At 53.5% G+C, this 25,659-nt stretch carries 21 protein-coding genes and 7 tRNA genes; 21 read left to right on the top strand and 7 right to left on the bottom strand.

All coding sequences use genetic code 11. From position 1 onward, the window contains the following. Nucleotides 1-96: 96 nt before the first annotated feature. Together pgm and seqA are read right to left on the bottom strand one after the other, a co-directional pair. Nucleotides 97-1,737 (bottom strand): phosphoglucomutase (alpha-D-glucose-1,6-bisphosphate-dependent), encoded by a 1,641-nt coding sequence (gene pgm / locus VF709_RS08515; RefSeq protein WP_013097560.1) that lies wholly within the window; start codon nucleotides 1,735-1,737, stop codon nucleotides 97-99. Between the two features lie 24 nt (nucleotides 1,738-1,761). Further along, nucleotides 1,762-2,310, bottom strand: a complete 549-nt coding sequence (seqA, locus tag VF709_RS08510; RefSeq protein ID WP_020684949.1) for a replication initiation negative regulator SeqA — start codon at nucleotides 2,308-2,310, stop codon at nucleotides 1,762-1,764. Nucleotides 2,311-2,493: 183 nt separating this feature from the next. Between seqA and ybfF the strand changes: the two genes are divergently transcribed. The 4 genes from ybfF (at nucleotide 2,494) to fur (ending at nucleotide 5,106) form a co-directional block, all read left to right on the top strand. Continuing rightward, complete coding sequence (ybfF, locus tag VF709_RS08505; RefSeq protein WP_013097562.1) at nucleotides 2,494-3,267, top strand: esterase; 774 nt, start codon at nucleotides 2,494-2,496, stop codon at nucleotides 3,265-3,267. A 128-nt stretch (nucleotides 3,268-3,395) separates the two neighbouring features. After that, nucleotides 3,396-3,683, top strand: a complete 288-nt coding sequence (ybfE, locus tag VF709_RS08500) for a LexA regulated protein (RefSeq protein WP_013097563.1) — start codon at nucleotides 3,396-3,398, stop codon at nucleotides 3,681-3,683. Between the two features lie 155 nt (nucleotides 3,684-3,838). Then, a complete protein-coding gene (gene fldA, locus VF709_RS08495) occupies nucleotides 3,839-4,369 on the top strand; it encodes a flavodoxin FldA (RefSeq protein WP_008501067.1) in 531 nt (176 codons plus the stop codon). Between the two features lie 290 nt (nucleotides 4,370-4,659). Then, nucleotides 4,660-5,106: a ferric iron uptake transcriptional regulator gene (gene fur / locus VF709_RS08490; protein ID WP_010428651.1), complete on the top strand. Its 447-nt coding sequence runs from the start codon at nucleotides 4,660-4,662 to the stop codon at nucleotides 5,104-5,106. Nucleotides 5,107-5,212: 106 nt separating this feature from the next. Here the strand turns inward: fur and chiQ are convergent, their stop codons facing one another. The 4 genes from chiQ to nagE form a co-directional block, all read right to left on the bottom strand. After that, a complete protein-coding gene (chiQ, locus tag VF709_RS08485; protein ID WP_062934968.1) occupies nucleotides 5,213-5,542 on the bottom strand; it encodes a ChiQ/YbfN family lipoprotein in 330 nt (109 codons plus the stop codon). Nucleotides 5,543-5,586: 44 nt separating this feature from the next. Further along, on the bottom strand, nucleotides 5,587-6,984 hold the full coding sequence (chiP, locus tag VF709_RS08480) for a chitoporin ChiP (RefSeq protein WP_038418907.1): 1,398 nt from the start codon (nucleotides 6,982-6,984) through the stop codon (nucleotides 5,587-5,589). Nucleotides 6,985-7,430: 446 nt separating this feature from the next. Continuing rightward, the gene (glnS, locus tag VF709_RS08475; protein ID WP_013097566.1) at nucleotides 7,431-9,098 is read right to left on the bottom strand and encodes a glutamine--tRNA ligase; all 1,668 of its coding nucleotides are present in this window, start codon (nucleotides 9,096-9,098) and stop codon (nucleotides 7,431-7,433) included. A 169-nt stretch (nucleotides 9,099-9,267) separates the two neighbouring features. Further along, nucleotides 9,268-11,217, bottom strand: coding sequence for a PTS N-acetyl glucosamine transporter subunit IIABC (gene nagE, locus VF709_RS08470; RefSeq protein WP_058650379.1), 1,950 nt, complete (start codon nucleotides 11,215-11,217; stop codon nucleotides 9,268-9,270). Nucleotides 11,218-11,546: 329 nt separating this feature from the next. On the opposite strand from nagE, the gene nagB reads away from it, so the two are divergent. The 12 genes from nagB to VF709_RS08410 all read left to right on the top strand — a co-directional run bounded on the left by nagB (nucleotide 11,547) and on the right by VF709_RS08410 (nucleotide 18,412). Further along, nucleotides 11,547-12,347: a glucosamine-6-phosphate deaminase gene (gene nagB, locus VF709_RS08465; protein WP_013097568.1), complete on the top strand. Its 801-nt coding sequence runs from the start codon at nucleotides 11,547-11,549 to the stop codon at nucleotides 12,345-12,347. 55 nt (nucleotides 12,348-12,402) lie between these two features. Next, nucleotides 12,403-13,551 (top strand): N-acetylglucosamine-6-phosphate deacetylase, encoded by a 1,149-nt coding sequence (gene nagA, locus VF709_RS08460; RefSeq protein ID WP_149896847.1) that lies wholly within the window; start codon nucleotides 12,403-12,405, stop codon nucleotides 13,549-13,551. Nucleotides 13,552-13,559: 8 nt separating this feature from the next. After that, a complete protein-coding gene (gene nagC / locus VF709_RS08455; RefSeq protein WP_440231278.1) occupies nucleotides 13,560-14,780 on the top strand; it encodes a DNA-binding transcriptional regulator NagC in 1,221 nt (406 codons plus the stop codon). Between the two features lie 45 nt (nucleotides 14,781-14,825). Further along, nucleotides 14,826-15,578, top strand: a complete 753-nt coding sequence (nagD, locus tag VF709_RS08450) for a ribonucleotide monophosphatase NagD (protein ID WP_013097571.1) — start codon at nucleotides 14,826-14,828, stop codon at nucleotides 15,576-15,578. A gap of 249 nt (nucleotides 15,579-15,827) precedes the next feature. Further along, entirely contained in the window at nucleotides 15,828-17,492 is a 1,665-nt protein-coding gene (gene asnB / locus VF709_RS08445; protein ID WP_013097572.1) for an asparagine synthase B, read from the top strand. Nucleotides 17,493-17,719: 227 nt separating this feature from the next. Then, nucleotides 17,720-17,796: transfer RNA gene (locus VF709_RS08440), tRNA-Met, on the top strand. Nucleotides 17,797-17,804: 8 nt separating this feature from the next. Continuing rightward, a tRNA-Leu gene (locus VF709_RS08435) sits at nucleotides 17,805-17,889 on the top strand. 23 nt (nucleotides 17,890-17,912) lie between these two features. Next, nucleotides 17,913-17,987: transfer RNA gene (locus tag VF709_RS08430), tRNA-Gln, on the top strand. Nucleotides 17,988-18,019: 32 nt separating this feature from the next. After that, nucleotides 18,020-18,094: transfer RNA gene (locus tag VF709_RS08425), tRNA-Gln, on the top strand. A 17-nt stretch (nucleotides 18,095-18,111) separates the two neighbouring features. Beyond that, nucleotides 18,112-18,188, top strand: a tRNA-Met gene (locus VF709_RS08420). Nucleotides 18,189-18,227: 39 nt separating this feature from the next. Then, a tRNA-Gln gene (locus VF709_RS08415) sits at nucleotides 18,228-18,302 on the top strand. Between the two features lie 35 nt (nucleotides 18,303-18,337). Then, nucleotides 18,338-18,412, top strand: a tRNA-Gln gene (locus VF709_RS08410). A 105-nt stretch (nucleotides 18,413-18,517) separates the two neighbouring features. On the opposite strand, the gene ubiF is transcribed toward VF709_RS08410, so the two are convergent. Continuing rightward, complete coding sequence (gene ubiF / locus VF709_RS08405) at nucleotides 18,518-19,693, bottom strand: 3-demethoxyubiquinol 3-hydroxylase (protein ID WP_149896846.1); 1,176 nt, start codon at nucleotides 19,691-19,693, stop codon at nucleotides 18,518-18,520. Between the two features lie 135 nt (nucleotides 19,694-19,828). Here ubiF and miaB point away from each other — a divergent pair, with 135 nt between their 5' ends. The 5 genes from miaB (at nucleotide 19,829) to lnt (ending at nucleotide 25,439) form a co-directional block, all read left to right on the top strand. Next, nucleotides 19,829-21,253: a tRNA (N6-isopentenyl adenosine(37)-C2)-methylthiotransferase MiaB gene (gene miaB, locus VF709_RS08400; RefSeq protein WP_013097574.1), complete on the top strand. Its 1,425-nt coding sequence runs from the start codon at nucleotides 19,829-19,831 to the stop codon at nucleotides 21,251-21,253. Between the two features lie 163 nt (nucleotides 21,254-21,416). Continuing rightward, a complete protein-coding gene (locus VF709_RS08395) occupies nucleotides 21,417-22,463 on the top strand; it encodes a PhoH family protein (RefSeq protein WP_020684942.1) in 1,047 nt (348 codons plus the stop codon). Beyond that, nucleotides 22,460-22,927 carry an rRNA maturation RNase YbeY gene (gene ybeY / locus VF709_RS08390; RefSeq protein ID WP_003858677.1) on the top strand — a complete coding sequence of 156 codons (468 nt, stop codon included), beginning with the start codon at nucleotides 22,460-22,462 and terminating at the stop codon, nucleotides 22,925-22,927. The genes VF709_RS08395 and ybeY overlap by 4 nt, the downstream gene beginning before the upstream one ends. Nucleotides 22,928-23,016: 89 nt before the next feature. Beyond that, nucleotides 23,017-23,895, top strand: coding sequence for a CNNM family magnesium/cobalt transport protein CorC (gene corC / locus VF709_RS08385; RefSeq protein ID WP_013097576.1), 879 nt, complete (start codon nucleotides 23,017-23,019; stop codon nucleotides 23,893-23,895). A gap of 5 nt (nucleotides 23,896-23,900) precedes the next feature. Then, complete coding sequence (gene lnt / locus VF709_RS08380) at nucleotides 23,901-25,439, top strand: apolipoprotein N-acyltransferase (protein WP_058650498.1); 1,539 nt, start codon at nucleotides 23,901-23,903, stop codon at nucleotides 25,437-25,439. The last annotated feature ends 220 nt before the right edge of the window (nucleotides 25,440-25,659 follow it).

Raw genomic sequence — 25,659 nt, 5'->3', positions numbered from 1 at the left:
CAAAACGGCAACCCAGGGGTTGCCGTTTTTCGTGTTTTCACCCTCTCCCTGTGGGAGAGGGCCGGGGTGAGGGCATCAGCCCGCACCAAACACCACTTACGCGTTTTTCAGCACTTCGCTGACAATCTCTACCGCTTCTTTCTCAATCTGCTGGCGATGCTCAGCGCCGAGGAAGCTTTCACAATAGATTTTGTACGCATCTTCCGTACCGGATGGACGCGCGGCGAACCAGCCATTTTCGGTCATCACCTTCAGCCCCCCGATAGAGGCACCGTTACCCGGCGCTGCCGTCAGACGGGCCGTGATGGGATCACCGGCCAGCGTGCTGGCACTGACCATCTCCGGAGAGAGTTTAGACAGGGCTGCTTTCTGTGCGGAGGTCGCGCTTGCCTGGATACGGTTGTAGCTCGGTGCACCAAAGCGCGCCGCCAGCTCGTCGTAGTGTTCCTGCGGGTTCTTGCCGGTGACCGCGGTGATCTCCGCCGCCAGCAGACACATGATGATACCGTCTTTGTCGGTTGACCATGGTGTGCCGTCGAAACGCAGGAAGGATGCCCCCGCGCTCTCTTCACCACCAAAGCCGAAGCTGCCGTCATGCAGACCGTCAACAAACCATTTAAAGCCCACCGGCACTTCCACCAGCTTGCGACCCAGCGCGTCGACCACGCGGTCGATCATCGCAGAAGAGACCAGCGTTTTACCCACAGCCACCTCTTTGCCCCACTGTGGACGATGCTGAAACAGGTAGTTGATTGCCACAGCCAGGTAGTGGTTTGGGTTCATCAGCCCGGCCGGGGTAACGATACCGTGGCGGTCATAATCCGGGTCGTTGGCGAAGGCCAGATCGAATTTGTCACGCAGTGCCAGCAGGCCTGCCATCGCGCACTCAGAGGAGCAGTCCATACGGATCGCGCCGTCTTTATCAAGGTGCATAAAGCGGAAGGTCTGATCGACGTGATCGTTAACGATGGTCAGATCCAGCTTGTAGTGCTCTGCAATGCGTTTCCAGTATTCAATACCGGAGCCGCCCAGCGGATCCACACCCAGCTTCAGGCCGGCTTTCTGGATAGCCGCCATATCGACGATATCCGCCAGCCCTTCCACGAACGGCTGCACCAGATCCTGCTCTTTCACGTGGCCGGACGCCATGGCCGCATCCAGAGAAATACGCTTAACGCCTTTCAGGCCATCAGCCAGTAAGGCGTTGGCGCGGTCTTCCACCACTTTGGTGACGTTGGTATCTGCCGGGCCACCGTTAGGTGGGTTGTATTTGATACCACCGTCTTCCGGCGGGTTGTGAGAAGGCGTGATAACGATACCGTCAGCCTGTGGGCCACCTTTTTTGTTGTGCACAAGGATAGCGTTAGAGACGGCAGGCGTTGGGGTGAAACCGTTATTTTCCTGCACAATTACATCAACGCCGTTCGCCGCCAGAACTTCCAGCACGGAAATGAATGCCGGTTCAGACAGGGCGTGAGTATCTTTCCCCACGTAGCACGGACCGGTAACACCGTTTTTGGCGCGCTCTTCCGCGATGGCCTGAGCAATGGCCAGAATGTGCGGTTCGTTAAAGCTATGGCGTGCCGCGCTACCGCGATGGCCTGATGTCCCAAACTTCACTGCGTGTTCTGCGTTGCCCACGACCGGTTTCAGCACATAATACTGCGCGGTCAGCTGAGCGACGTTAATCAAATCGCTTTGTTGTGCAGGTTGGCCTGCACGGCTGTGATTTGCCATTACCGGGTCCTTCTGATGCAAGGGTTAAATTGTACCGCAAACCTTTTCAATCAATTCCGCCGGGAACTGCATGGACTGCATGATGTGTTCAACCATGCTGCACTTGCGGCCCGTATTGGTATTGGTGATGACCCAGTACGGTGTGCCAGGGACATGTTTAGGTTTGGTCTGGTTGCCATTTTGCAGCAGCGTCTGCTCGTCGCCCGCGAAATAGACGCGCGTGCGACCGTGCAGCGACTCAGTCGCTTCAGCAAACGCCTTGTTATCCAGTGAATAAAGTGTAGACAGCACCAGCATGAAGCGGTTGACCGCTTTTTTCTGCTCTGCATATTCATCAGACAGCAGCAGCTCGCGCATCGCACGTACTTTGTCTTTCACCTGCACGACGGCAGGTTTTGCTTGTGCAACAACACTCGGCTGAGACACGACATCTTTAGTGGCTGGGGTAGCAGACGGTGAGGCGGCGGAAATTTTAAGCATGCGCCGTAAAATGTCGGACGCGCTCTCCCCGATATGCCGCGTTTGGCTGGCAATAAACTGATAGAGTTCGTCATCAACTTCGATTGTTTTCATCTTAATCCAGTGCGATATCTTATCTGAATACAAGTCGTTGAGATTATAAAGTCAAATCCCAACAGCGGATAGCGTCAAACCAGGTTGGCGGCAAAAGTCAGATTAAACTGGAACCTTGCAGCCGGGCGGCAGAATGGTCAACATAATACCCTAACCTGTCACACCTAAAAAAAGAACTTTGCCATGAAATTGAATACCCGAGCGCAATCTGCACAATCGCCGAACACGAATCCTCCCATCGTACTGGTTCACGGGCTGTTTGGCAGCCTGGATAACCTGGGCGTGCTGGCACGCGATTTGGTTACCGATCACGATATTTTGCAGGTGGATATGCGAAATCATGGCCTTTCCGGGCGTTCAGAAGAGATGACCTATGCGGCCATGGCGCAGGATCTGCTGGATACGCTGGATGCCAACAATCTCGAGAAAGTGACGTTGATCGGGCATTCAATGGGCGGCAAAGCGGTCATGGCCCTGACGGCTCTGGCACCAGAAAGAATAAGTGGCCTGGTGGTCATAGATGTCGCCCCGGTGGATTACAACGTCCGTCGCCATGATGAGATTTTCGCCGCCATCAACGCGGTGACCAACGCTGGCGTCTCGACGCGCCAACAGGCAGCTGTCGTTATGCGTGAGCATCTGGATGAAGAAGGGGTTATCCAGTTTCTGCTGAAATCGTTCGTTGACGGCCAGTGGCGGTTCAACGTGCCGGTGCTATGGGAGCAGTACGATAACATCGTTGGTTGGGAAACCGTACCGGCATGGCCGCACCCTACCCTCTTCATTCGTGGCGGCAATTCGCCCTACGTTACCGACGCCTGTCGCGATACCCTGCTGGCGCAATTCCCGCAGGCACGCGCTCATGTCATAGCTGGCGCCGGACATTGGGTTCATGCGGAAAAACCAGACGCCGTCTTACGCGCCATTCGCCGCTATCTGACTGATACGGCAAATTGATTAAAAAGAGAGCGACTGGAAGGCTGCGGGCTTCCAGTCGTTGGCGTGCCGTTTTTGGTGATGTATGATGGCGCGCTTATCGCCCAGGCATTAGCAGGGCGGCGTGTTTCCCCCGAAGTCTCAGAATCATGGCCAAAGAACAAACGGACCGTACGACACTAGATCTGTTCGCGAATGAGCGTCGACCGGGACGACCAAAAACGAATCCGCTTTCGCGCGACGAACAGCTGCGTATTAATAAACGCAACCAGCTTAAACGCGATAAAAATCGTGGGCTTAAGCGTGTCGAACTGAAGCTCAACGCCGACGCTGTCGATGCGTTAAACGAACTGGCTGACGCGCGTAATATCAGCCGCAGCGAGCTGATCGAAGAGATGTTACTCACCCAACTCGAGACCATGCGCAGTAAGGCATAAGTCCGAAAAATCCCTTTATTACCCTTTTCATGTAGCACAGAGTGCAGTCCTGCGCGATAGCTGTTTCCGCAGGGTTGCCTGTTCTGCTATTATTGCCTTTATCCGTGGACAAATTGCGCCACCATACCATTAAGTATCAAGAGGTTATTTTACTCATGGCAATTATCGGCATTTTCTTCGGCAGTGATACCGGCAATACCGAAAATATCGCAAAAAACATTCAGAAACAGCTCGGTAAAGACGTTGCCGATGTGCACGACATCGCCAAGAGCAGCAAAGAAGATCTCGAAGGCTATGACATCCTGCTGCTGGGTATTCCGACCTGGTATTACGGTGAAGCCCAGTGTGACTGGGATGATTTCTTCCCAACGCTGGAAGAGGTGGATTTCAACGGCAAGCTGGTTGCCCTGTTTGGCTGCGGCGACCAGGAAGACTATGCAGAGTACTTCTGTGATGCGCTGGGCACCATCCGCGACATTATTGAGCCAAACGGTGCCGTTATTGTAGGTCACTGGCCTACCGCTGGTTACCACTTCGAAGCGTCTAAAGGTCTGGCAGACGACGATCACTTCGTGGGTCTGGCGATTGACGAAGACCGTCAGCCAGAACTGACCGCCGAGCGCGTTGAAAAATGGGTTAAGCAGATCCGTGAAGAGCTGCACCTGGACGATATTCTCAACGCCTGATGATTCTTGCGGCGCAACGGTGGTTGCGCCCATAAACCAGGTCAAACCGATTAAATTAATTGCTACAATCTTTTAACTTTTTCGCCCAGACCTGTACAATGACCCCCTGATAAAACGTGGCTTTCACAATGCAAGTTTGTTGGTGATACCACGTTTTTATAAGCATACTTTACCTGAGACTTGCAGTTTTCATTTAGCCATGGCAGTTCTATAATGAGACGCATTATCCCGGGTGCAATTTCTGTCACTTCCTACAGAAGTGAATCGTTTAGCAACAGGACAGATTCCGCATGACTGACAACAATACCGCATTAAAGAAGGCTGGCCTGAAAGTTACGCTTCCTCGGTTAAAAATCCTTGAAGTGCTTCAGGGTCCAGACAATCACCATGTCAGTGCGGAAGACCTTTATAAGCGTCTTATCGACATGGGCGAAGAGATTGGGCTGGCAACCGTCTATCGTGTGCTGAACCAGTTTGATGACGCGGGCATTGTCACCCGTCATAATTTCGAAGGCGGTAAATCTGTATTCGAACTGACTCAACAGCATCACCACGATCACCTGATCTGCCTGGATTGCGGCAAGGTCATTGAATTCAGCGATGATTCCATTGAATCTCGCCAGCGTGAAATCGCCGCACGTCACGGTATCCGCCTGACGAACCACAGCCTGTACCTGTATGGTCACTGCGCTGAAGGCGATTGCCGCGAAGACGATCACGCGCACGACGCGAAATAAACACGTTTCATACTCTGAGCCAGCCGCAAGGTTGGCTTTTTTTTTGCCTGCGGTCTGGCAAAAAAAAGCCCGGCAGCGCAGCGCTACCGGGCATGATAACAGCGGGTTAATGGCTGTTGTTGCTGCGAATCTCTTTCCAGATCTGATCGCAACGCTTCGCGACTTCCTGATCGTTACCGGTTTTACGCGCCTGGATACAGGCCTGATAATCCATTACACGAATATTCTCCTGGGTTGCGAACTGTTCATGCGCTTTCTCTTTTTTCAGCACATTCAGCACGCTCTGACAGGCTTCGATCTTCTCCGGCGAACCTTCCGCCGTATTGATACACGCGCTGTAGGCTTCTTTCAGACGGGAGTCCTCTTTCGAGGCCTGATTCTGCGCACAAGCCACCAGTCCCGATGCCAGCAACGCGACGATTACAATCTTTTTCATATGTAGTCTCCGGTCCGGCGGGAATTACCCCGCCGGACGAGTCATCAGAAGATGGTGAACGGTGCGATAACCATGAATTTCACGTCGCGTTCATCCTGGAAGATGTTGCCGTAACCGCCCGCGTAGCTCGGGATATCGGAGTGGTTGTCGTATTGTGTAAAGTGCAGTTTGAACATGGTCCCTTTGGCGCGACCATCCTGCAGGGTGTAGATCGCATCCAGGCTGTAAGCGGATTCTTTGAGACGATAGTTTGGATCGTAGTATGCGTCTGGCGTTGCCATATCAGCAGGCTTCGCATCCCATGCGTAGGCGTAAGATGCCCCCACCGCCCAGCCTGGCAGGTTCCAGTTTTTCAGATCATACATTGCGCCGAAGAAGACTGCTTTTTCGCCATCGGCGTTGAAGTCGGAACGGTTATCCCACCAGATATCCAGACGACCGTTTGAAGATGCATAGGTTGGGGTCATACGCTGCAGGAAGTAGCCTTGCTGCCCTTCCGCTTTTACCCACGTTCCTTCAAGACGCAAATCTACCTGACCGACTTTGTAGCCGAAGGTCAGCGCCTGCAACCACGCCGTGCCGTCATAAATATCATTCACGCCACCATCACTGACTTTATCTCGCGTACCGTAGAACTGGTAGCTGGTACTCAGCGGGCTACCCGCGATGTCAAATTTATAACTGGCCTTAGCAAAATACTGATCGATATAACCTTCCGCCTGACCAAATGCCGCTTCAAGCACTAAATCATTTTTAAAGTCGTACTTCGCGCCCAGCGAGTGAAGATAATCCACTTTGGTCTTTTTATCGTTCTGGTAGAACTTGTCCATTTCGATATGCCACGGCGCTTTATACTCGTTGGTCCACATATACGAGAAGCTTAACGCACCCGCGTCACCGTAATCAAAATTGGCGCCCGCTTCTGCCCCCTGATAGGTACCTGGCATAAAGCTCCAGTGCGGAGCTAATAGGGTTTGACCAGTTGGCTGAATATAACCACCGCGCGCCCATACCGGGCCGTATTTAAATTTCGCAGCAGCTTTATACAGGCTGATACCGCTTTTATCTCCGGACCAGTCTTCTTTATACGCTTTATTACTGGAGGAGAAGGCAATTTCGTTCGGGTGGCCGCTGTCACCATTTTCCGCCATTTCAATTGCCGTGAAGGCGGCAATATCCAGGCCGAACATATCGGCAGCGTAACCAGACTGGAAATCCAGATTGGCGTTCCAGGTAGAGTGAGAAAGGTTCGTTTTATATTTATCTTCCGTGACATCTTTACGGTCACGTTCACGCTGCCAGTAATAAATACCGCCCGTGAGGGTTGAATCATCGATGAAGCCTGCTGCTTTAGCGTCTGGCGTCACCACCAGGCCTGACATTGCTGTCACACCGGCAATAGCCAGCGCCAGCGCACTACGTTTGCCACTGAACGTACGCATAGATTATTCCTCTTTGACGAATTAAAACGCCTAAAACGGCGAAAAATATAAAAGACCTGATGGTCAGGGGTAGTCGGAAATACCCTCGAATAACTACCGTCTTTAGGTTATTTTTCGCGACGCGAATTATCAATGCTTTTCGGTGGCTAAAACTCAGGATTATGACGAAGAGCACATAATTGGTAGTGCTTTGTAACATTTAACGGGATGCCAGTACTGGCAGGGGAAAAGGCCGATTTTCAATAAGTAACGCGTTAAATGATATTCTTTTTACGGTGCGTCAGACTTTTGAAAGGGGATAAACTTTTTTTTAAAAAAATAAGTAGCACCACATTGACCTGTTATTTTTATAAACGCTATTTAGCTACTGCTTTAAAGGCATGATCACTCTATAAAAAAACGCCGCATTACGCGGCGTTTGTTTCTCATTGACCAGCGCGGCGTTATTATTCGCCGATCTTCGTCCAGGTATCACGCAGACCAACCGTACGGTTAAATACCGGTTTTTCAGCGGTGCTGTGACGGCTGTCCAGGCAGAAGTAACCTTCACGTTCAAACTGGAAGGCTTTACCCGCCTCAGCCGCTTTCAGGGATGGCTCAGCGTAACCCTGTTTGATGACCAGCGATTCCGGGTTGATGGTCGCCAGGAAGTCTTCTGCTGCGCCTGGGTTAGGCACGCTGAACAGACGATCGTACAGACGAATCTCTACCGGCAGCGCGTGTGATGCACTGACCCAGTGGATCACGCCTTTCACCTTACGGCCGTCCGCTGGATCTTTGCTCAGGGTCTCGGCATCGTATGTGCAGAAGATCGTGGTGATGTTGCCTTCCGCATCTTTTTCTACGCGCTCAGCCTTGATCACATAGGCGTTACGCAGACGCACCTCTTTACCGAGCACCAGTCGCTTGTACTGCTTGTTCGCTTCTTCGCGGAAGTCAGCACGATCGATCCAGATTTCACCACTGAACGGTACGTCACGGCTGCCCATCTCCGGTTTGTTCGGATGGTTAGGCATCGAGACCATTTCGCTCGCACCCTGCGGATAGTTTTCGATAACCAGTTTTACCGGGTCGATAACGGCCATCGCGCGCGGCGCGTTTTCGTTCAGATCTTCACGAATGCAGGATTCCAGAGACGCCATCTCAATGGTGTTATCCTGCTTGGTCACGCCAATGCGTTTGCAGAACTCACGGATTGACGCCGCGGTATATCCGCGACGGCGCAGACCAGAGATGGTCGGCATACGTGGGTCGTCCCAGCCTTCAACGTGCTTATCGGTCACCAGCAGGTTCAGCTTACGCTTGGACATCACGGTGTATTCCAGATTCAGACGAGAGAACTCGTACTGACGCGGATGCACCGGAATCGTGATGTTATCCAGCACCCAGTCGTACAGACGACGGTTGTCCTGGAATTCCAGCGTACACAGCGAGTGGGTGATGCCTTCCAGCGCATCGCTGATGCAGTGGGTGAAGTCGTACATCGGGTAGATGCACCACTTATTACCGGTCTGGTGATGTTCAGCGAATTTAATGCGGTACAGCACCGGGTCGCGCATTACGATAAACGGTGATGCCATATCGATTTTGGCACGCAGGCACGCTTTACCTTCCTCGAAGCCACCAGCACGCATTTTTTCAAACAGCGCCAGGTTCTCTTCCACGCTGCGATCGCGGAACGGGCTGTTTTTACCCGGTGCCGTCAGCGTGCCGCGGTATTCACGGATTTCATCCGCAGAGAGCTCGTCAACATAGGCCAGACCTTTATTGATCAGCTCAACGGCATAGGCATACAGCTGATCGAAATAGTCAGAGGAGTAGCAGATATCGCCAGACCAGTTGAAGCCCAGCCATTGCACGTCGTTCTTAATGGACTCAACGTATTCAATGTCTTCTTTTACTGGGTTGGTGTCATCGAAACGCAGGTTGCACTGCCCCTGGTAATCCTGTGCGATACCAAAGTTCAGGCAGATCGATTTGGCGTGACCAATGTGCAGGTAGCCATTAGGCTCCGGCGGGAAACGCGTATGCACCGTGGTGTGCTTACCACTGGCCAGATCTTCATCGATGATCTGACGAATAAAGTTACTCGGGCGGGCTTCTGCCTCACTCATCGTGGATTCCTCAAAGCGTAAACAACGTATAACGGCATATGATCTTATAAGCCGGACGTAGTGACAACCCTTAAAACGTCCCGGAAGAAAATAATGGGGGCATTTGCTGCAAAAAAAAGCGGCGGAGGATCTCCCCCGCCGCTTAAGGCATGACTCTACTCAGGAGCGATTACTTGCCTTTAATCTCATACAGTGGCGTTTGCCCCGCAACCACCTGACCTTTCGCCTGAAGCACCAGGCCGCTGAAGTCGTCGATGTTGCTGCATACCACCGGGCTTACCATCGAACGGGCATTGGCGTTCAGGAAGTCCAGATCCATTTCCAGAATCGGCTGGCCTGCAACCACTTCTGCGCCCTCTTCTACAAGGCGAGTAAAGCCCTGGCCGTTCAGCGCAACGGTATCAATACCCATATGAACCACGATCTCCGCGCCTTTTTCGGTTTCGAGGCAGAACGCGTGGTTGGTGTTAAAGATTTTCACGATGGTGCCCGCCGCAGGAGACACAACGGTTTTCTCCGTTGGTTTCACCGCAACACCGTCACCGACCGCTTTGCTGGCAAACGCTTCGTCAGGTACCTGCTCAAGCGCGACCACCTCACCCGTAACCGGTGAAACCAGCGCGGCGATAGTAGCGGCGTTTGGTACAGCCTGCGGTTTAGCAACCGGAGCGTCAGCTACAGGCGCGCTATCCGTTGAGGCAGCAGCGACCGGTCCACGGGCAACCACTTTTTTCATTTCATCGCCGATAGATTCGGCTTTCGCACCCACAATAACCTGGATGGTTTGTTTGTTCAGTTTCACCACACCAGACGCGCCCAGGCGTTTGCACATGGCATCGCTTACGCGCGCAGAGTCGCCAACGGTCAGACGCAGACGGGTGATACAGGCATCAATGGCTTTCAGGTTGTCGGTACCGCCTACCGCGGCGATATAGCTGGTTGCCAGCTGGGTCAACCCTTCTTCGGTATTGCTGTTTGCTTCACTGGTTACGACGTCATCTTTAGTATCTTCGCGACCCGGCGTTTTGAGGTTAAACATACGAATAACCGCGCTGAACAAGAGGAAGTAGACAACGAAGAACACCAGGCCCATCACAACCAGCATCCAGACGTTTTTGCTGGCTGCCGGCAGGTTGTACATCAACACGTAGTCGATCGCACCGGCTGAGAAGGAGAAGCCCGCGTGAATGCCCAGCAGAGTGGCCACAAACAGGCTGATACCGGTAAGCACCGCGTGCATGAGGTACAGCAGCGGAGCCAGGAACATGAACAGGAATTCCAGTGGCTCAGTAACACCGGTCAGGAACGCCGTTACCGCAACGGAGAGCAGCATGCCGCCAACCATTGGGCGACGCGCTTTTGGCGCGGCCAGATACATTGCCAGCGCAGCGCCCGGCAGACCAAACATCATGATTGGGAAGAAACCGGACATGAACATGCCCGCGGTGCCGTCACCCGCGTAGAAGCGGTTGATATCACCGTGGAATACGGTACCTGCCGCGTTGGTGAACTCACCAATCTGGAACCATGCGATGGTGTTCAGAACCTGATGCAGGCCGGTTGGGATCAGCAGACGGTTGATGAAACCGAAGATACCTGCACCCATTGCGCCCGCAGACACGATCCACTCACCGCCTGCATGAATGGCATGCTGTACCGGTGGCCAGACATAACCAAAGATAGCGGCCAGAATCAGACAGAAAAAGCCTGTCGCAATCGGAACAAAGCGTTTTCCGCCAAAGAAGCTCAGGAAATCTGGCAGTTTGATACCCGCCCAACGGTTGTACACTGCACCGCCGACCAGACCGGTAATAATACCCGCCAGAACACCCATGTTGATTTCAGGGTTGATGGTTACCATCGCTTTGGTCAGGATGAAATAACCGACTGCCCCTGCCAGCGCCGCGGCACCCGCGCTGTCTTTAGACCAGCTGGACGCCACGCCGATGGCGAAAATCAGCGCCAGGTTGTCAAATATCGCACCACCCGCTTGCGCGATAAACGGCACGTTAAGAAGATCGGGTTGCCCGAATCGCAACAGCAGTGCTGCAACCGGTAGCACGGCGATAGGGAGCTGCAAAGCCCTACCGAGGCGCTGGAAAAAACCTAAAATATTCATCCTATTCCCCCTACGAGACCCTTGTTAAGGCTCGTGCATTAACTATGTTTTTTATTGTGTCACGAACTAGAAATACAGTTGATGATTCACTGGCATTGTGAGTGTGTGAAAAATTAATTCGTATCGCAAATTAAAAGCGTACTTTTTGTGATTTTTGTCACCAAATATCGTTTATCACCCTCCCTTTCACTGGCTAACATCGAAAACTTATTTTATCATTCGAAAAATCAAGACGGATTGATCCGGCCTGAAAGGTTCCAGGTTACGCTTAAGTATCAGGTCCCGATACCCATCCGCCCACTCTTCTACTTAAACTCTTGAGGTGAACAATGAGACTGATTCCCCTGGCAACTGCTGAACAAGTCGGTAAATGGGCCGCTCGCCATATCGTTAACCGTATCAACGCCTTCAAACCAACCGCCGATCGTCCTTTCGTACTTGGCCTCCCTACCGGCGGCACACCGCTGACCGCATATAAAGCACTGGTAGAGATGCACAAAGCAGGCCAGGTTAGCTTCAAACACGTTGTCACCTTCAACATGGATGAATATGTCGGCTTACCGAAGGATCACCCGGAAAGCTACCATAGCTTCATGCACCGTAATTTCTTTGATCACGTTGATATTCCAGCTGAAAACATTAACCTGCTGAATGGAAACGCGCCTGATATTGACGCAGAATGCCGTCAGTATGAAGAAAAAATCCGTTCTTACGGTAAAATCCACCTGTTTATGGGCGGTGTGGGTAACGATGGTCATATCGCGTTTAACGAACCCGCGTCGTCACTGGCGTCCCGTACCCGTATTAAAACGCTGACCCATGACACGCGCGTGGCAAACTCCCGCTTCTTTGATGGCGATGTGAACCAGGTTCCTAAATATGCCCTGACCGTCGGTGTCGGCACGCTGCTGGATGCCGAAGAAGTGATGATTCTGGTCCTGGGCAGCGTGAAGGCGCAGGCGCTCCAGGCTGCCGTTGAAGGCAACGTAAACCACATGTGGACCATCAGCTGCCTGCAGCTGCATCCAAAATCCGTCATCGTTTGTGACGAACCGTCCACGATGGAACTGAAGGTGAAGACGCTGAAATACTTCAACGAGTTAGAAGCTGAGAACATCAAAGGTCTGTAATTGAATAACCGCCTCTTCATGAAGAGGCGGCCGCTTTTTTTAACCGGGGGTCGTTATGTACGCTTTAACCCACGGTCGGATTTATACCGGCCATGAAATTCTGGATGACCATGCGATTGTTATCGCTAATGGCCTGATTGAACGTGTTTGTCCGCTGGCAGAGCTGCCGCCGGAGATTGAACAGCGCTCACTCAATGGAGCAGTAATCTCCCCCGGTTTTATCGACGTACAGCTGAACGGCTGCGGCGGTGTGCAGTTTAACGACACCGCAGACGCCGTCACCGTCGAAACGCTGGAAATCATGCAGAAAGCGAACGAGAAATCGGGCTGCACCAGCTATCTGCCAACCCTCATCACCAGCAGCGATGAGCTGATGAAACAGGGTATCCGCGTTATGCGTGAATACCTGGCGAAACACCCAAATCAGGCTCTGGGTCTGCACCTTGAAGGGCCATGGCTGAATATGGTGAAGAAAGGGACGCATAATCCGGATTACGTGCGTAAGCCTGATGCCGAACTGGTCGACTGTATGTGTGCCAATGCGGATGTGATCACCAAAGTGACGCTGGCACCTGAAATGACCGGTACTGACGTGATCAGCAAACTGGCCGCCGCCGGGATTGTCGTGTCAGCGGGCCATTCAAACGCCACGCTGAAAGAGGCAAAAGCCGGTTTCCGTGCGGGTATTACCTTTGCGACACACCTGTATAACGCCATGCCGTATATCACGGGTCGTGAACCGGGGCTGGTCGGGGCGATTCTGGATGAGCCAGACGTTTACTGCGGCATCATCGCGGACGGTTTACACGTCGATTACACCAACATTCGCAACGCCAAGCGGCTGAAAGGTGACAAGCTTTGCCTGGTGACGGATGCCACCGCACCGGCAGGTGCAAATATTGAGCAGTTCATTTTTGCCGGTAAAACAATATACTACCGCAACGGACTGTGTGTGGATGAAAACGGTACGTTGAGCGGCTCCTCCCTGACCATGATTGAAGGCGTGCGTAACCTGGTCGAGCATTGCGGCATTGCGCTTGAAGAAGTGCTGCGCATGGCAACCCTTTATCCTGCGCGTGCCATCGGCGTGGATAAACAGCTTGGCGGAATTGCACCAGGCATGGTTGCAAACCTGACGGCATTCACACACGATTATAAAATTATTAAGACCATCGTTAATGGTAACGAGGTCGTCACTGAGTAAGTAAAAGTATGACACCAGGCGGACAAGCTCAAATCGGTAATGTCGATCTCGTTAAACAGCTTAACAGCGCGGCGGTATATCGCCTGATTGACCAACACGGGCCAATCTCACGTATTCAGATAGCCGAACAAAGCCAGCTTGCTCCCGCCAGCGTGACAAAAATTACACGTCAGCTTATTGAGCGCGGCCTGATCAAAGAAGTCGATCAGCAGGCCTCCACCGGAGGCCGCCGCGCAATTTCCATCATCACCGAAACCCGCAATTTTCAGGCCATTGGCGTTCGTCTTGGTCGCCATGACACCACCCTGACGCTTTACGATCTGAGCAGTAAAGCCATTGCCGAAGAGCACTACCCTCTTCCGGAGCGCACCCAGGAGACACTGGAGCACGCGCTGCTCAATACCATCGCGCACTTTATCGAAAGCTGTCAGCGCAAGATCCGCGAGCTCATCGCCATTTCGGTGATCCTGCCCGGGCTGGTTGATCCGGAAAGCGGTGTCATTCGTTATATGCCACATATCCCGGTCGAGAACTGGGCGCTGGTGGAGGCGCTGGAAAAGCGCTTTAAAGTGACCTGCTTTGTGGGTCACGACATCCGCTCGCTGGCGCTGGCCGAGCACTACTTTGGTGCGAGTCAGGACTGTGAAGACTCTATTCTGGTGCGTGTTCACCGCGGTACCGGGGCGGGCATTATCTCCAACGGACGTATCTTTATTGGCCGTAACGGCAATGTGGGCGAGATTGGTCATATCCAGGTGGAACCGCTTGGCGAGCGCTGCCACTGCGGTAATTTTGGCTGTCTTGAAACGGTTGCCGCCAACGCGGCCATTGAGCATCGCGTCCGTCATCTGCTGGAACAAGGCTACCAGAGCCGCGTGACGCTGGATGATTGTAAAATCGGCGCCATCTGCAAAGCCGCCAATAAAGGCGATGCGCTGGCCTGCGAAGTGATCGAACAGGTCGGGCGCCACCTCGGCAAAACCATTGCCATTGCCATCAACCTTTTTAATCCACAAAAAGTGGTGATTGCAGGTGAAATCGTCGAGGCGGAAAAAGTGTTACTGCCCGCGATTGGTGGCTGCATTAACACCCAGGCGTTGAAAGCGTTTCGTCAGAATTTACCGGTCGTGCGTTCGACGCTGGATCACCGCTCTGCGATTGGCGCGTTTGCGCTGGTCAAACGCGCCATGCTCAACGGGATCCTGTTGCAGCATTTGCTGGAAAGCTAATCGGGACTTATAGTAACGCCTTCTTTTTTTGATGTCGGATTGTTCATGACCATTAAGAATGTAATTTGTGATATTGACGGCGTGCTGATGCACGACAACGTCGCCGTGCCAGGTGCTGCGGAGTTTCTACACCGCATCATCGACAAAGGAATGCCGCTGGTTCTTCTCACGAACTACCCTTCCCAAACCGGTCAGGATCTGGCGAACCGTTTTGCTACGGCGGGCATCAACGTACCGGACAGCGTGTTTTATACCTCCGCAATGGCGACGGCAGATTTTTTGAAGCGTCAGGAAGGGAAAAAAGCCTACGTGGTCGGTGAAGGTGCGCTGATCCACGAGCTATATAAAGCAGGCTTTACCATTACCGATGTGAACCCGGACTTTGTGATCGTCGGCGAAACGCGCTCGTTTAACTGGGAGATGATGCATAAGGCCGCCTACTTTGTCGCCAGCGGCGCGCGCTTTATCGCCACCAACCCGGATACGCACGGCCGTGGTTTCTATCCGGCCTGCGGCGCACTGTGCGCCGGTATCGAAAAAATCTCCGGTCGTAAGCCGTTTGTGGTCGGTAAACCTAGCCCGTGGATCATTCGTGCCGCGCTGAACACGATGCAGGCCCACTCTGAAGAGACGGTGATTGTCGGTGATAACCTGCGCACCGATATTCTGGCCGGTTTCCAGGCGGGTCTGGAGACCATTCTGGTGCTCTCCGGTGTCTCTCAACTTGATGACATTGATTCGATGCCGTTCCGGCCGAGCTGGATCTACCCCTCCGTCGACGAAATTGACATTATCTGATTCAGAACCACGCCTCAGGGCGTGGTTTTTCATTTATAGCCCCGTCCAATAAAATCATATCTAACAAAAACGCCAGTTCATTGCATAATCATCAATAAAACTGTTCATGGCATACTCTTTTTTCAACATTCCGCAATCACCATTGCACTATTTTCGTTTAACCCGGTAAAACCCTTGCGCGCTCTTCTCCTTTGCGGCATTTTCATAAGCAAGCAACATTACAAAGCAACAGGGTTAACGGAGAAGGTTATGTGTTCAATTTTTGGCGTACTGGATATTAAAACTGACGCGGGCGAACTGCGTAAAAAAGCACTCGAGCTGTCCCGCCTGATGCGCCATCGCGGCCCGGACTGGTCCGGTATTTACGCCAGTGACAAAGCAATTCTGGCTCATGAACGTCTGTCGATTGTAGACGTCAACGCCGGTGCACAGCCGCTGTATAACGAGAAAAAAACACACGCGCTGGCTGTAAACGGTGAAATCTATAACCATCAGGCGCTGCGTGCCGAGTATGGCGATCGCTACGCCTTCCAGACTGGCTCTGACTGTGAAGTCATTCTGGCGCTGTATCAGGAGAAAGGCCCTGAGTTCCTGGACGACCTGCAGGGTATGTTTGCGTTCGCCCTGTACGACAGCGAAAAAGACGCTTATCTGATTGGCCGCGACCACATTGGTATCATTCCGCTGTATATGGGCCATGATGAACACGGCAACTTCTATGTTGCGTCTGAAATGAAAGCGCTGGTGCCGGTATGCCGCACCATTAAAGAGTTCCCGGCAGGTAGCTATCTGTGGAGCAAAGATGGCGAAATCCGTCAGTACTACCAGCGCGACTGGTTTGACTATGACGCGGTAAAAGACAACGTGACTGACAAAGCCGAGCTGCGTCAGGCGCTGGAAGATTCCGTTAAAAGCCACCTGATGTCAGACGTGCCTTACGGTGTGCTGCTCTCCGGCGGGCTGGACTCCTCCGTTATTTCAGCCATCACCAAGAAATTTGCGGCGCGTCGTGTTGAAGATCAAGAGCGTTCAGAAGCCTGGTGGCCGCAGCTGCACTCCTTTGCCGTAGGGCTGGAAGGTGCACCGGATCTGAAAGCCGCGCAGGACGTGGCGAACCACCTCGGCACCGTGCACCATGAAATTCATTTCACCGTGCAGGAAGGTCTGGATGCGATCCGCGACGTGATCTATCACATTGAAACCTATGATGTGACGACCATTCGTGCATCCACCCCTATGTATCTGATGTCCCGTAAGATTAAAGCAATGGGCATCAAGATGGTGTTGTCAGGTGAAGGTTCTGATGAAGTGTTTGGCGGCTACCTGTACTTCCATAAGGCGCCGAACGCGAAAGAGCTGCATGAAGAGACCGTACGTAAACTGCAGGCGCTGCACATGTTTGACTGCGCACGTGCTAACAAAGCGATGTCCGCATGGGGTGTTGAAGCGCGCGTTCCGTTCCTGGATAAAAAATTCCTCGACGTGGCCATGCGCATTAACCCGCAGGACAAAATGTGCGGCAACGGTAAAATGGAAAAACATATCCTGCGTGAATGTTTTGAATCCTACCTGCCGGCGAGCGTGGCATGGCGTCAGAAAGAGCAGTTCTCGGATGGCGTTGGCTACAGCTGGATCGACACCCTGAAAGAGGTGGCGGCGAAACAGGTTTCAGACCAACAACTGGAAACAGCAAGCTTCCGCTTCCCGTACAACACGCCAGGCTCTAAAGAAGCGTATCTGTACCGTGAGATCTTCGAAGAGCTGTTCCCGGTACCGAGTGCTGCTGAGTGTGTGCCAGGCGGTCCTTCAGTGGCCTGCTCTTCAGCGAAAGCCATTGAATGGGATGAATCTTTCAAAGCGATGAACGATCCATCAGGACGTGCGGTAGGCGTTCACCAGTCTGCCTATAAATAAACACGTATTTGAACATCAGGCCCTGCGGGGCCTGTTTTTATTTGCCTTACATTTCACCGTCTAAAATCGATTAATAACCAATAATTGCCGAATATTCGGTCACGCTGTTCGCAACCTAACCAAACAGTCACATTCCGGCCATTTTCGTTGAAAAAGGTGTTGACGCTGCAAGGGTCTATACGCATAATGCGCCCCGCAACGCCGATAAGGTAACGCGAAAAAAAGATGGCTACGTAGCTCAGTTGGTTAGAGCACATCACTCATAATGATGGGGTCACAGGTTCGAATCCCGTCGTAGCCACCATCTTTTTTGCGGGAGTGGCGAAATTGGTAGACGCACCAGATTTAGGTTCTGGCGCCGCAAGGTGTGCGAGTTCAAGTCTCGCCTCCCGCACCATTCCCAGGTAAGCGTTGCACGGATGGGGTATCGCCAAGCGGTAAGGCACCGGTTTTTGATACCGGCATTCCCTGGTTCGAATCCAGGTACCCCAGCCATATTTCTTCGATCATGCGGTTCTCCGCGGTATTGGGGTATCGCCAAGCGGTAAGGCACCGGTTTTTGATACCGGCATTCCCTGGTTCGAATCCAGGTACCCCAGCCATCGAAGAACGCAGTACTGGCTACGTAGCTCAGTTGGTTAGAGCACATCACTCATAATGATGGGGTCACAGGTTCGAATCCCGTCGTAGCCACCATATTAAGATTATCGATCTGTTTCGGTAATAAAAAATTGTTGGGGTATCGCCAAGCGGTAAGGCACCGGATTCTGATTCCGGCATTCCGAGGTTCGAATCCTCGTACCCCAGCCAATTTAAAAGTCGTTAAGCAGTACGTTTAACGCAATTGGGGTGTCGCCAAGCGGTAAGGCTCTGGTTTCTGATACCAGCATTCCGGGGTTCGAATCCCTGCACCCCAGCCACTTAAAACAAACAAGCCCGCTCTGCGGGCTTTTTTGTTTTTGTACAGAATTGTGCGGCCTGATGCCCTCACCCTGGCCCTCTCCCACAGGGAGAGGGAATAAAGATTAGAGTCCCAGAGCGTATTTAAGCGCCTGACGCTTCAAGCCGCCGGCGCGTTCCGCCGCCATCAATCCAATGTTTCGCAGAATACGCACCGGGGCCAGATCATTGCTGAAACCGGCATAGAACAGATCCATCCCCGACTGCATGATGAAGTTATCCGCCATACGTCGCGTCTGGTAGCGCTTGAGTATGTGATGGCTTGACCAGGCCTCCGCATGCGCACGTGCATTGCCCAGCACATCCAGTAAAGCGTCAACGTCACGATACCCGAGGTTCACGCCCTGCCCCGCCAGAGGATGAATGGTGTGCGCCGCATCGCCCACCAGCGCCAGCCCTTCACGGGCATACTGCAGCGCATGGCGACGTGTAAGAGGAAACGCCCCTGCGGCAACCGGCGTGATATGTCCCAGACGGGCCGGGAAGTGTTGCAGAATTTCACGCTGCAACTGCTCCATTGAAAGCCCCTGTAGCTGGCGAATGCGCGCCGGTTTGTCGTACCACACCAGCGATGCCCAGTTATCGAACAGCGGTAAAAAGGCATGCGGACCATTCGGAGTAAAGTGCTGCCAGGTACTCTCTCCCGGCGCATTTTCACACTGAACGGTGATCAGCATACAGGACTGCTCATACTGCCAGGCATGAACACCGATGCCCGCCATCTGTCTGACCTGCGAGTGAGCACCGTCAGCCCCAATGACCAGCTTCACAGCCAGTTCATCGCCGCTGTCGAGCGTCAGCGTGTAGCCGCTATTGTGATGATGCAGCGCCTTCAGCGACGCAGGAACACGCAGCGTCACCTTCGGATGCGCCTCCAGCGCCTGCCAGAGCGCCCGCTGGAGGACGTTGTTTTCCACCATATAGCCCAGACGCGGCAGCTTCAGCTCGGCGGCATCAAACGCGACGTGGGCATTTTCCCATTCCCAGGTTTCAAGGCGACTGTAAGGGTGAGCCCGCATATCGAGCACCGCCTCCCAGACGCCCAGCCCGCGAAGCAAATCAACAGAGGCCGCGCTGATGGCGGAAATGCGGACATCCGGCTTTGCCGTCGGGTCAAACTCAGCAGGTGCCGCCTGCTCAATAACCGTTACCTCAAATCCCTGCTGCGCCAGCCCCAGCGCCAGCGCGCCGCCGACCATACCGCCGCCGACAACGGCAATTTCGGTGTGTTGGAGTGTCATGGTCACTTTTCCTTATTGGAGAATCCCTTAAGTTTACCGGATTTTTGCAGTCCTGAGACGCATAACCTTCATACTGGTCACAACCCCACCAAAGCATTACAATACACGGCTTGCAATCCTGAGCTGAGCAAGTCGATGACTAAAAAACTCCATATAAAAACCTGGGGCTGTCAGATGAACGAATACGATTCATCCAAGATGGCCGATCTGCTGGATACCACCCACGGATACCAGCTGACTGAAAATGCGAAAGAAGCCGATGTGCTGCTGCTGAATACCTGCTCAATTCGTGAAAAAGCGCAGGAAAAAGTCTTTCACGTTTTAGGTCGCTGGAAACTTCTCAAACGAAAAAATCCGGACCTGATCATCGGTGTGGGTGGTTGCGTCGCGTCGCAGGAAGGTAAGCTGATTCGTCAGAGAGCCCCCTATGTGGATATTGTCTTTGGCCCCCAGACCCTGCACCGCCTGCCGGAAATGATCAACAAGGTGCGCGGCGATCGTAGTCCGGTCGTTGATGTCAGCTTCCCGGAGATCGAAAAATTTGACCGTCTGCCCGAGCCGCGTGCGGATGGCCCGACCGCATTCGTCTCAATCATGGAAGGCTGCAACAAATACTGCACTTATTGCGTGGTGCCTTATACCCGTGGTGAGGAAGTGAGCCGCCCGGCAGACGATATTCTGTTTGAAATCGCGCAGCTTGCCGCACAGGGCGTACGCGAGGTGAACCTGCTGGGGCAGAACGTTAACGCCTGGCGTGGTGAGAACTACGACGGCACCACCGGCAGCTTTGCTGAACTGCTGCGCCTGGTGGCCGCGATTGACGGTATCGACCGTATTCGCTTTACCACCAGCCATCCAATGGAATTCACCGACGATATTATCGACGTTTACCGCGATACGCCGGAGCTGGTGAGCTTCCTGCATTTGCCGATTCAGTGCGGCTCTGACCGCGTGCTGAACCTGATGGGGCGTCCGCATACGGTGCTGGAGTACAAATCCACCATTCGTAAGCTGCGTGAAGCGCGTCCGGATATCCAGATAAGTTCCGACTTTATCGTTGGCTTCCCTGGTGAAACCGCTGACGACTTCGAGCGCACCATGAAGCTCATCGGCGAAGTGAATTTTGACGTTAGCTACAGCTTTATTTTCTCTGCGCGCCCTGGCACACCGGCGGCCGATATGGTTGACGATGTCCCGGAAGAAGAGAAAAAACAGCGTCTGTATATTCTGCAGGAGCGTATCAACCAGCAGGCCAACGCCTGGAGCCGCCGCATGCTCGGCACCGTGCAGCGTATTCTGGTGGAAGGCACCTCCCGTAAGAGCATCATGGAACTCTCAGGCCGTACCGAAAACAACCGCGTGGTGAATTTCGAAGGCACCCCGGACATGATCGGTAAATTTGTGGACGTCGAGATTGTGGAAGTGCTGACCAACTCGCTGCGCGGAAAACTGGTGCGCACCGAAGATGAGATGGGGCTGCGCATTGCGCAATCTCCTGAATCCGTCATTTCCCGCACGCGTAAAGAAAACGATTCTGGCGTTCGGGTTTACCAGCCATAATCCTTCAGGCCTGCCTTCCCGGCAGGCCTTGTATTTCCTCTCAACGTCCCCAATATCTTCCGCAACGCTTGCGCCTTTTTTCCATGGCGTGAATAATTTCGGTAATGACCGTTTTATTACGCCTGAGGGCGCCGGGCCAGTTAACCAATCAAAGAGGAACAGTTTGAACATAGACACGCTTGAAATTAGCCTAACGCCCGCAGACAACGCTCGCCTGCTGAGCCTGTGCGGGCCGTTTGATGACAACATCAAACAACTGGAGCGACGTCTGGGTATCGAAATCAATCGTCGCGATAATCATTTCAAACTCACCGGACGCCCTATCTGCGTCAATGCGGCTGCGGACATCCTGCGTAACCTGTATGTTGATACCGCCCCGATGCGTGGCGAAATTCAGGATATCGAACCGGAACAAATTCACCTCGCCATTAAAGAGGCGCGCGTGCTTGAGCAGAGCGCAGAAAGCGTGCCGGACTATGGCAAAGCCATCAATATCAAGACCAAACGTGGCGTCATCAAGCCGCGTACACCGAACCAGGCGCAGTACATTGCCAACATTCTCGACCATGACATCACCTTCGGCGTGGGTCCGGCGGGTACAGGTAAAACCTATCTGGCCGTCGCCGCTGCGGTTGATGCGCTGGAGCGCCAGGAGATCCGCCGTATTCTGCTGACCCGCCCGGCGGTTGAAGCAGGTGAAAAACTCGGCTTCCTGCCGGGGGACCTGAGTCAGAAGGTGGATCCTTATCTGCGCCCACTGTACGACGCGCTGTTCGAAATGCTGGGCTTTGAGAAAGTTGAGAAGCTTATTGAGCGTAACGTGATTGAAGTCGCCCCGCTGGCCTACATGCGTGGCCGTACCCTTAACGATGCGTTCATTATTCTGGATGAGAGCCAGAACACCACCATCGAACAGATGAAGATGTTCCTGACGCGTATCGGCTTCAACTCGAAAGCGGTTATCACCGGTGACGTCACCCAGATTGACCTGCCGCGCAGCACCAAATCGGGCCTGCGCCACGCCATCGAAGTGCTGGCTGAGGTGGACGAAATCAGCTTTAACTTCTTCCACAGTGAAGACGTGGTACGCCACCCGGTGGTTGCGCGTATCGTTAACGCCTATGAAGCCTGGGAAGAGGCCGATCAGAAGCGTAAGGCCGAACTGGCCGCAGAACGTAAGCGCGAAGCGCAGGAGCAAGAACAGAAATGAGTCAGGTGATCCTCGATTTACAGCTGGCCTGTGAAGATAATTCCGGCATGCCAGAAGAGGCGCAGTTTCAGAAATGGCTGGATGCTGTTATCCCCCAGTTTCAGGAAGAGTCAGAAGTCACGATTCGCCTGGTGGATGAAGCAGAAAGCCATGAGCTTAACCTGACCTACCGCGGGAAAGATAAGCCAACCAACGTGCTCTCTTTCCCGTTCGAAGCCCCACCGGGTATTGAAATGCCGCTGCTCGGCGATCTGATCATCTGCCGTCAGGTGGTGGAACAGGAAGCCAAAGAGCAGCAAAAGCCGCTCGAGGCCCACTGGGCGCATATGGTTGTCCATGGAAGCCTGCACCTGCTGGGCTACGATCATATTGAAGATGACGAAGCGGAAGAGATGGAGTCCCTTGAGACAGAGATAATGCTTGCTCTGGGCTATGAGGATCCGTACATTGCCGAGAAAGAATAGTCAGACAACCGACTGACTAACATGCCGCCGCGTAAGGAAATAGCGCGGCGGTAAACATTGAACTGACGAGAGAACCCTTAACAAACGCCATGAGCGACGACAATTCACACAGTAGCGACACGACAAACAGTAAAAAGGGATTTTTCTCCCTCATTCTGAGCCAGCTTTTCCATGGTGAGCCCAAAAACCGTGATGAACTGCTGGAGCTGATTCGTGATTCCGGGCAAAACGATCTTATCGACGAAGATACGCGCGAAATGCTCGAAGGGGTAATGGACATCGCCGACCAGCGCGTTCGCGATATCATGATCCCCCGCTCGCAAATGATTACCCTGAAACGTAACCAGAGCCTCGATGAATGCCTCGATGTGATTATCGAATCCGCTCACTCCCGTTTCCCGGTCATCAGCGAAGACAAAGATCACATCGAAGGGATTTTGATGGCCAAAGATCTGCTGCCGTTTATGCGCAGCGATGCCGAAGCCTTCAGCATGGAAAAAGTGTTACGCCAGGCCGTGGTTGTGCCGGAAAGTAAACGTGTGGATCGGATGCTGAAAGAGTTTCGCTCCCAGCGTTACCACATGGCGATTGTGATTGATGAATTTGGCGGCGTGTCAGGCCTTGTCACGATCGAGGATATTCTTGAGCTGATCGTGGGCGAGATCGAAGACGAGTATGACGAAGAAGAAGATATCGACTTCCGTCAGCTTAGCCGCCATACGTGGACCGTTCGCGCTCTGGCCTCCATTGAGGATTTCAACGACGCCTTCGGCACCCACTTCAGCGATGAAGAGGTGGATACCATTGGTGGGCTGGTGATGCAGGCCTTTGGTCATCTTCCTGCCCGCGGCGAAACCGTTGACATCGATGGTTACCAGTTCAAAGTGGCGATGGCCGACAGCCGACGTATTATACAGGTTCATGTCAGAACGCCGGACGACTCACCGGTGCCAAAACTGGAAGATTAATGTAAATGGCATTTGCCCCACTGCTTGAACGCCAGCGCGTCCGTTTGCTGCTGGCGCTGTTACTTGGAGCCAGCGGTACGCTGGCTTTTTCTCCTTACGATATCTGGCCTGCAGCCATTCTCTCCCTGATGGGGTTACAGGGGTTAACCCTGAATCGTCGTCCCGTTCAAGCTGCAGCCATTGGCTACTTCTGGGGGCTGGGGCTGTTTGGATCCGGCATCAACTGGGTCTACGTCAGCATCGCCCAGTTTGGGGGTATGCCGGGGCCGGTTAACGTCTTCCTTGTGGTTCTGCTGGCCGCCTATCTCTCGCTCTACACCGGTCTGTTTGCGGGCATTCTTTCCCGCCTGTGGCCTAAAACCAGTTGGCTGCGCGTTGCCATTGCGGCTCCCGTGGTCTGGCAGATCACCGAGTTTCTGCGCGGCTGGGTGCTGACCGGCTTCCCGTGGCTGCAGTTTGGCTACAGCCAGATTGACGGCCCGCTGAAAGGTCTGGCGCCAGTAATGGGCGTTGAAGCCATTAACTTCCTGCTGATGGTGGTGAGCGGCCTGCTGGTGCTGGCGCTGGTCACGCGTAACTGGAAACCGCTGGTGGTGGCGCTGGTTCTTTTCGCTCTACCCTTCCCGCTGCGTTATATCCAGTGGTATACCTTGATGCCAGAGCGCGCCACACAGGTATCGATGGTGCAGGGAAATATTCCGCAGGCGATGAAGTGGGATGAAAAAGAGTTGCTGAACACGCTGAAAATTTACGCCAACGCCACTGAAGAGGTGATGGGTAAATCACAGCTGATCATCTGGCCTGAATCTGCCATTCCGGATCTGGAAATTAACCAGCAGCCGTTTCTCAACATGATGAACGATCTGCTGCGCGCGCGCGGCAGTACGCTGATCACCGGGATTGTGGATGCGCGTCTGAATCAGCAGAACCGCTACGATACCTACAACACCATCATTACGCTCGGCAAAGACAGCGAGTACAGCTACACCTCGACTGACCGGTATAACAAGAATCACCTTGTTCCGTTTGGCGAGTTTGTTCCGCTGGAATCGATACTGCGTCCGCTGGCACCGTTCTTTGACCTGCCAATGTCCTCCTTCAGTCGGGGGCCGTATGTGCAGCCGCAGCTGCATGCACACGGCTTTGCCCTGACGGCGGCCATTTGCTACGAGATCATCCTCGGTGAACAGGTGCGCGACAACTTCCGTCCGGATACGGACTTCCTGCTGACCATCTCTAATGATGCCTGGTTCGGTAAGTCGATTGGTCCGTGGCAGCACTTCCAGATGGCGCGGATGCGTTCACTGGAGCTGGCGCGTCCGCTGTTGCGCAGCACCAACAATGGCATCACCGCCGTGATTGGACCGCGGGGAGAAATTCAGGCCATGCTCCCGCAGTTTACGCGCGACGTGTTGACGGCTAAAGTCACGCCGACAAGCGGCCTGACGCCATATGCCCGCACCGGCAACTGGCCGCTGTGGATCCTGACCGCCCTGTTTGGCTTTGGGGCTGTGCTGATGAGCCTTCGTCAGCGTCGTCGCTAATCTTACCTTCTGTTGCCGGGTGGCGCTGACGCTTACCCGACCTACATTTCGCTTCGTCGGTCGGGTAAGGCGTAGCCGCCACCCGACAGTTCCCTCCCAAATTTCAATTCTGGCACGCCTATTGCTTTGTTTATTCAGGTAAACGCAGTTTGGCTTCGTGTGCAACCTTGTCGCACCAGCATAGATCGCCGGTAGCACCGAAACGGTGCAACGAGAGATT

The organism is Enterobacter sp. Lyrl_3 (assembly GCF_051948675.1).
GTDB classification, from domain to species: domain Bacteria; phylum Pseudomonadota; class Gammaproteobacteria; order Enterobacterales; family Enterobacteriaceae; genus Enterobacter; species Enterobacter cloacae.
Note: the sequence above shows the minus strand (reverse complement) of the source record. Positions and strands in the feature narration are given on the sequence as shown.

What these genes read in the sequence shown, in the direction of transcription:
- pgm (WP_013097560.1), bottom strand. Translation starts at nt 1,737, where the DNA reads ATGGCAAATCACAGCCGTGCAGGCCAACCTGCACAACAAAGCGATTTG.
- seqA (WP_020684949.1), bottom strand. Translation starts at nt 2,310, where the DNA reads ATGAAAACAATCGAAGTTGATGACGAACTCTATCAGTTTATTGCCAGC.
- ybfF (WP_013097562.1), top strand. Translation starts at nt 2,494, where the DNA reads ATGAAATTGAATACCCGAGCGCAATCTGCACAATCGCCGAACACGAAT.
- ybfE (WP_013097563.1), top strand. Translation starts at nt 3,396, where the DNA reads ATGGCCAAAGAACAAACGGACCGTACGACACTAGATCTGTTCGCGAAT.
- fldA (WP_008501067.1), top strand. Translation starts at nt 3,839, where the DNA reads ATGGCAATTATCGGCATTTTCTTCGGCAGTGATACCGGCAATACCGAA.
- fur (WP_010428651.1), top strand. Translation starts at nt 4,660, where the DNA reads ATGACTGACAACAATACCGCATTAAAGAAGGCTGGCCTGAAAGTTACG.
- chiQ (WP_062934968.1), bottom strand. Translation starts at nt 5,542, where the DNA reads ATGAAAAAGATTGTAATCGTCGCGTTGCTGGCATCGGGACTGGTGGCT.
- chiP (WP_038418907.1), bottom strand. Translation starts at nt 6,984, where the DNA reads ATGCGTACGTTCAGTGGCAAACGTAGTGCGCTGGCGCTGGCTATTGCC.
- glnS (WP_013097566.1), bottom strand. Translation starts at nt 9,098, where the DNA reads ATGAGTGAGGCAGAAGCCCGCCCGAGTAACTTTATTCGTCAGATCATC.
- nagE (WP_058650379.1), bottom strand. Translation starts at nt 11,217, where the DNA reads ATGAATATTTTAGGTTTTTTCCAGCGCCTCGGTAGGGCTTTGCAGCTC.
- nagB (WP_013097568.1), top strand. Translation starts at nt 11,547, where the DNA reads ATGAGACTGATTCCCCTGGCAACTGCTGAACAAGTCGGTAAATGGGCC.
- nagA (WP_149896847.1), top strand. Translation starts at nt 12,403, where the DNA reads ATGTACGCTTTAACCCACGGTCGGATTTATACCGGCCATGAAATTCTG.
- nagC (WP_440231278.1), top strand. Translation starts at nt 13,560, where the DNA reads ATGACACCAGGCGGACAAGCTCAAATCGGTAATGTCGATCTCGTTAAA.
- nagD (WP_013097571.1), top strand. Translation starts at nt 14,826, where the DNA reads ATGACCATTAAGAATGTAATTTGTGATATTGACGGCGTGCTGATGCAC.
- asnB (WP_013097572.1), top strand. Translation starts at nt 15,828, where the DNA reads ATGTGTTCAATTTTTGGCGTACTGGATATTAAAACTGACGCGGGCGAA.
- ubiF (WP_149896846.1), bottom strand. Translation starts at nt 19,693, where the DNA reads ATGACACTCCAACACACCGAAATTGCCGTTGTCGGCGGCGGTATGGTC.
- miaB (WP_013097574.1), top strand. Translation starts at nt 19,829, where the DNA reads ATGACTAAAAAACTCCATATAAAAACCTGGGGCTGTCAGATGAACGAA.
- ybeY (WP_003858677.1), top strand. Translation starts at nt 22,460, where the DNA reads ATGAGTCAGGTGATCCTCGATTTACAGCTGGCCTGTGAAGATAATTCC.
- corC (WP_013097576.1), top strand. Translation starts at nt 23,017, where the DNA reads ATGAGCGACGACAATTCACACAGTAGCGACACGACAAACAGTAAAAAG.
- lnt (WP_058650498.1), top strand. Translation starts at nt 23,901, where the DNA reads ATGGCATTTGCCCCACTGCTTGAACGCCAGCGCGTCCGTTTGCTGCTG.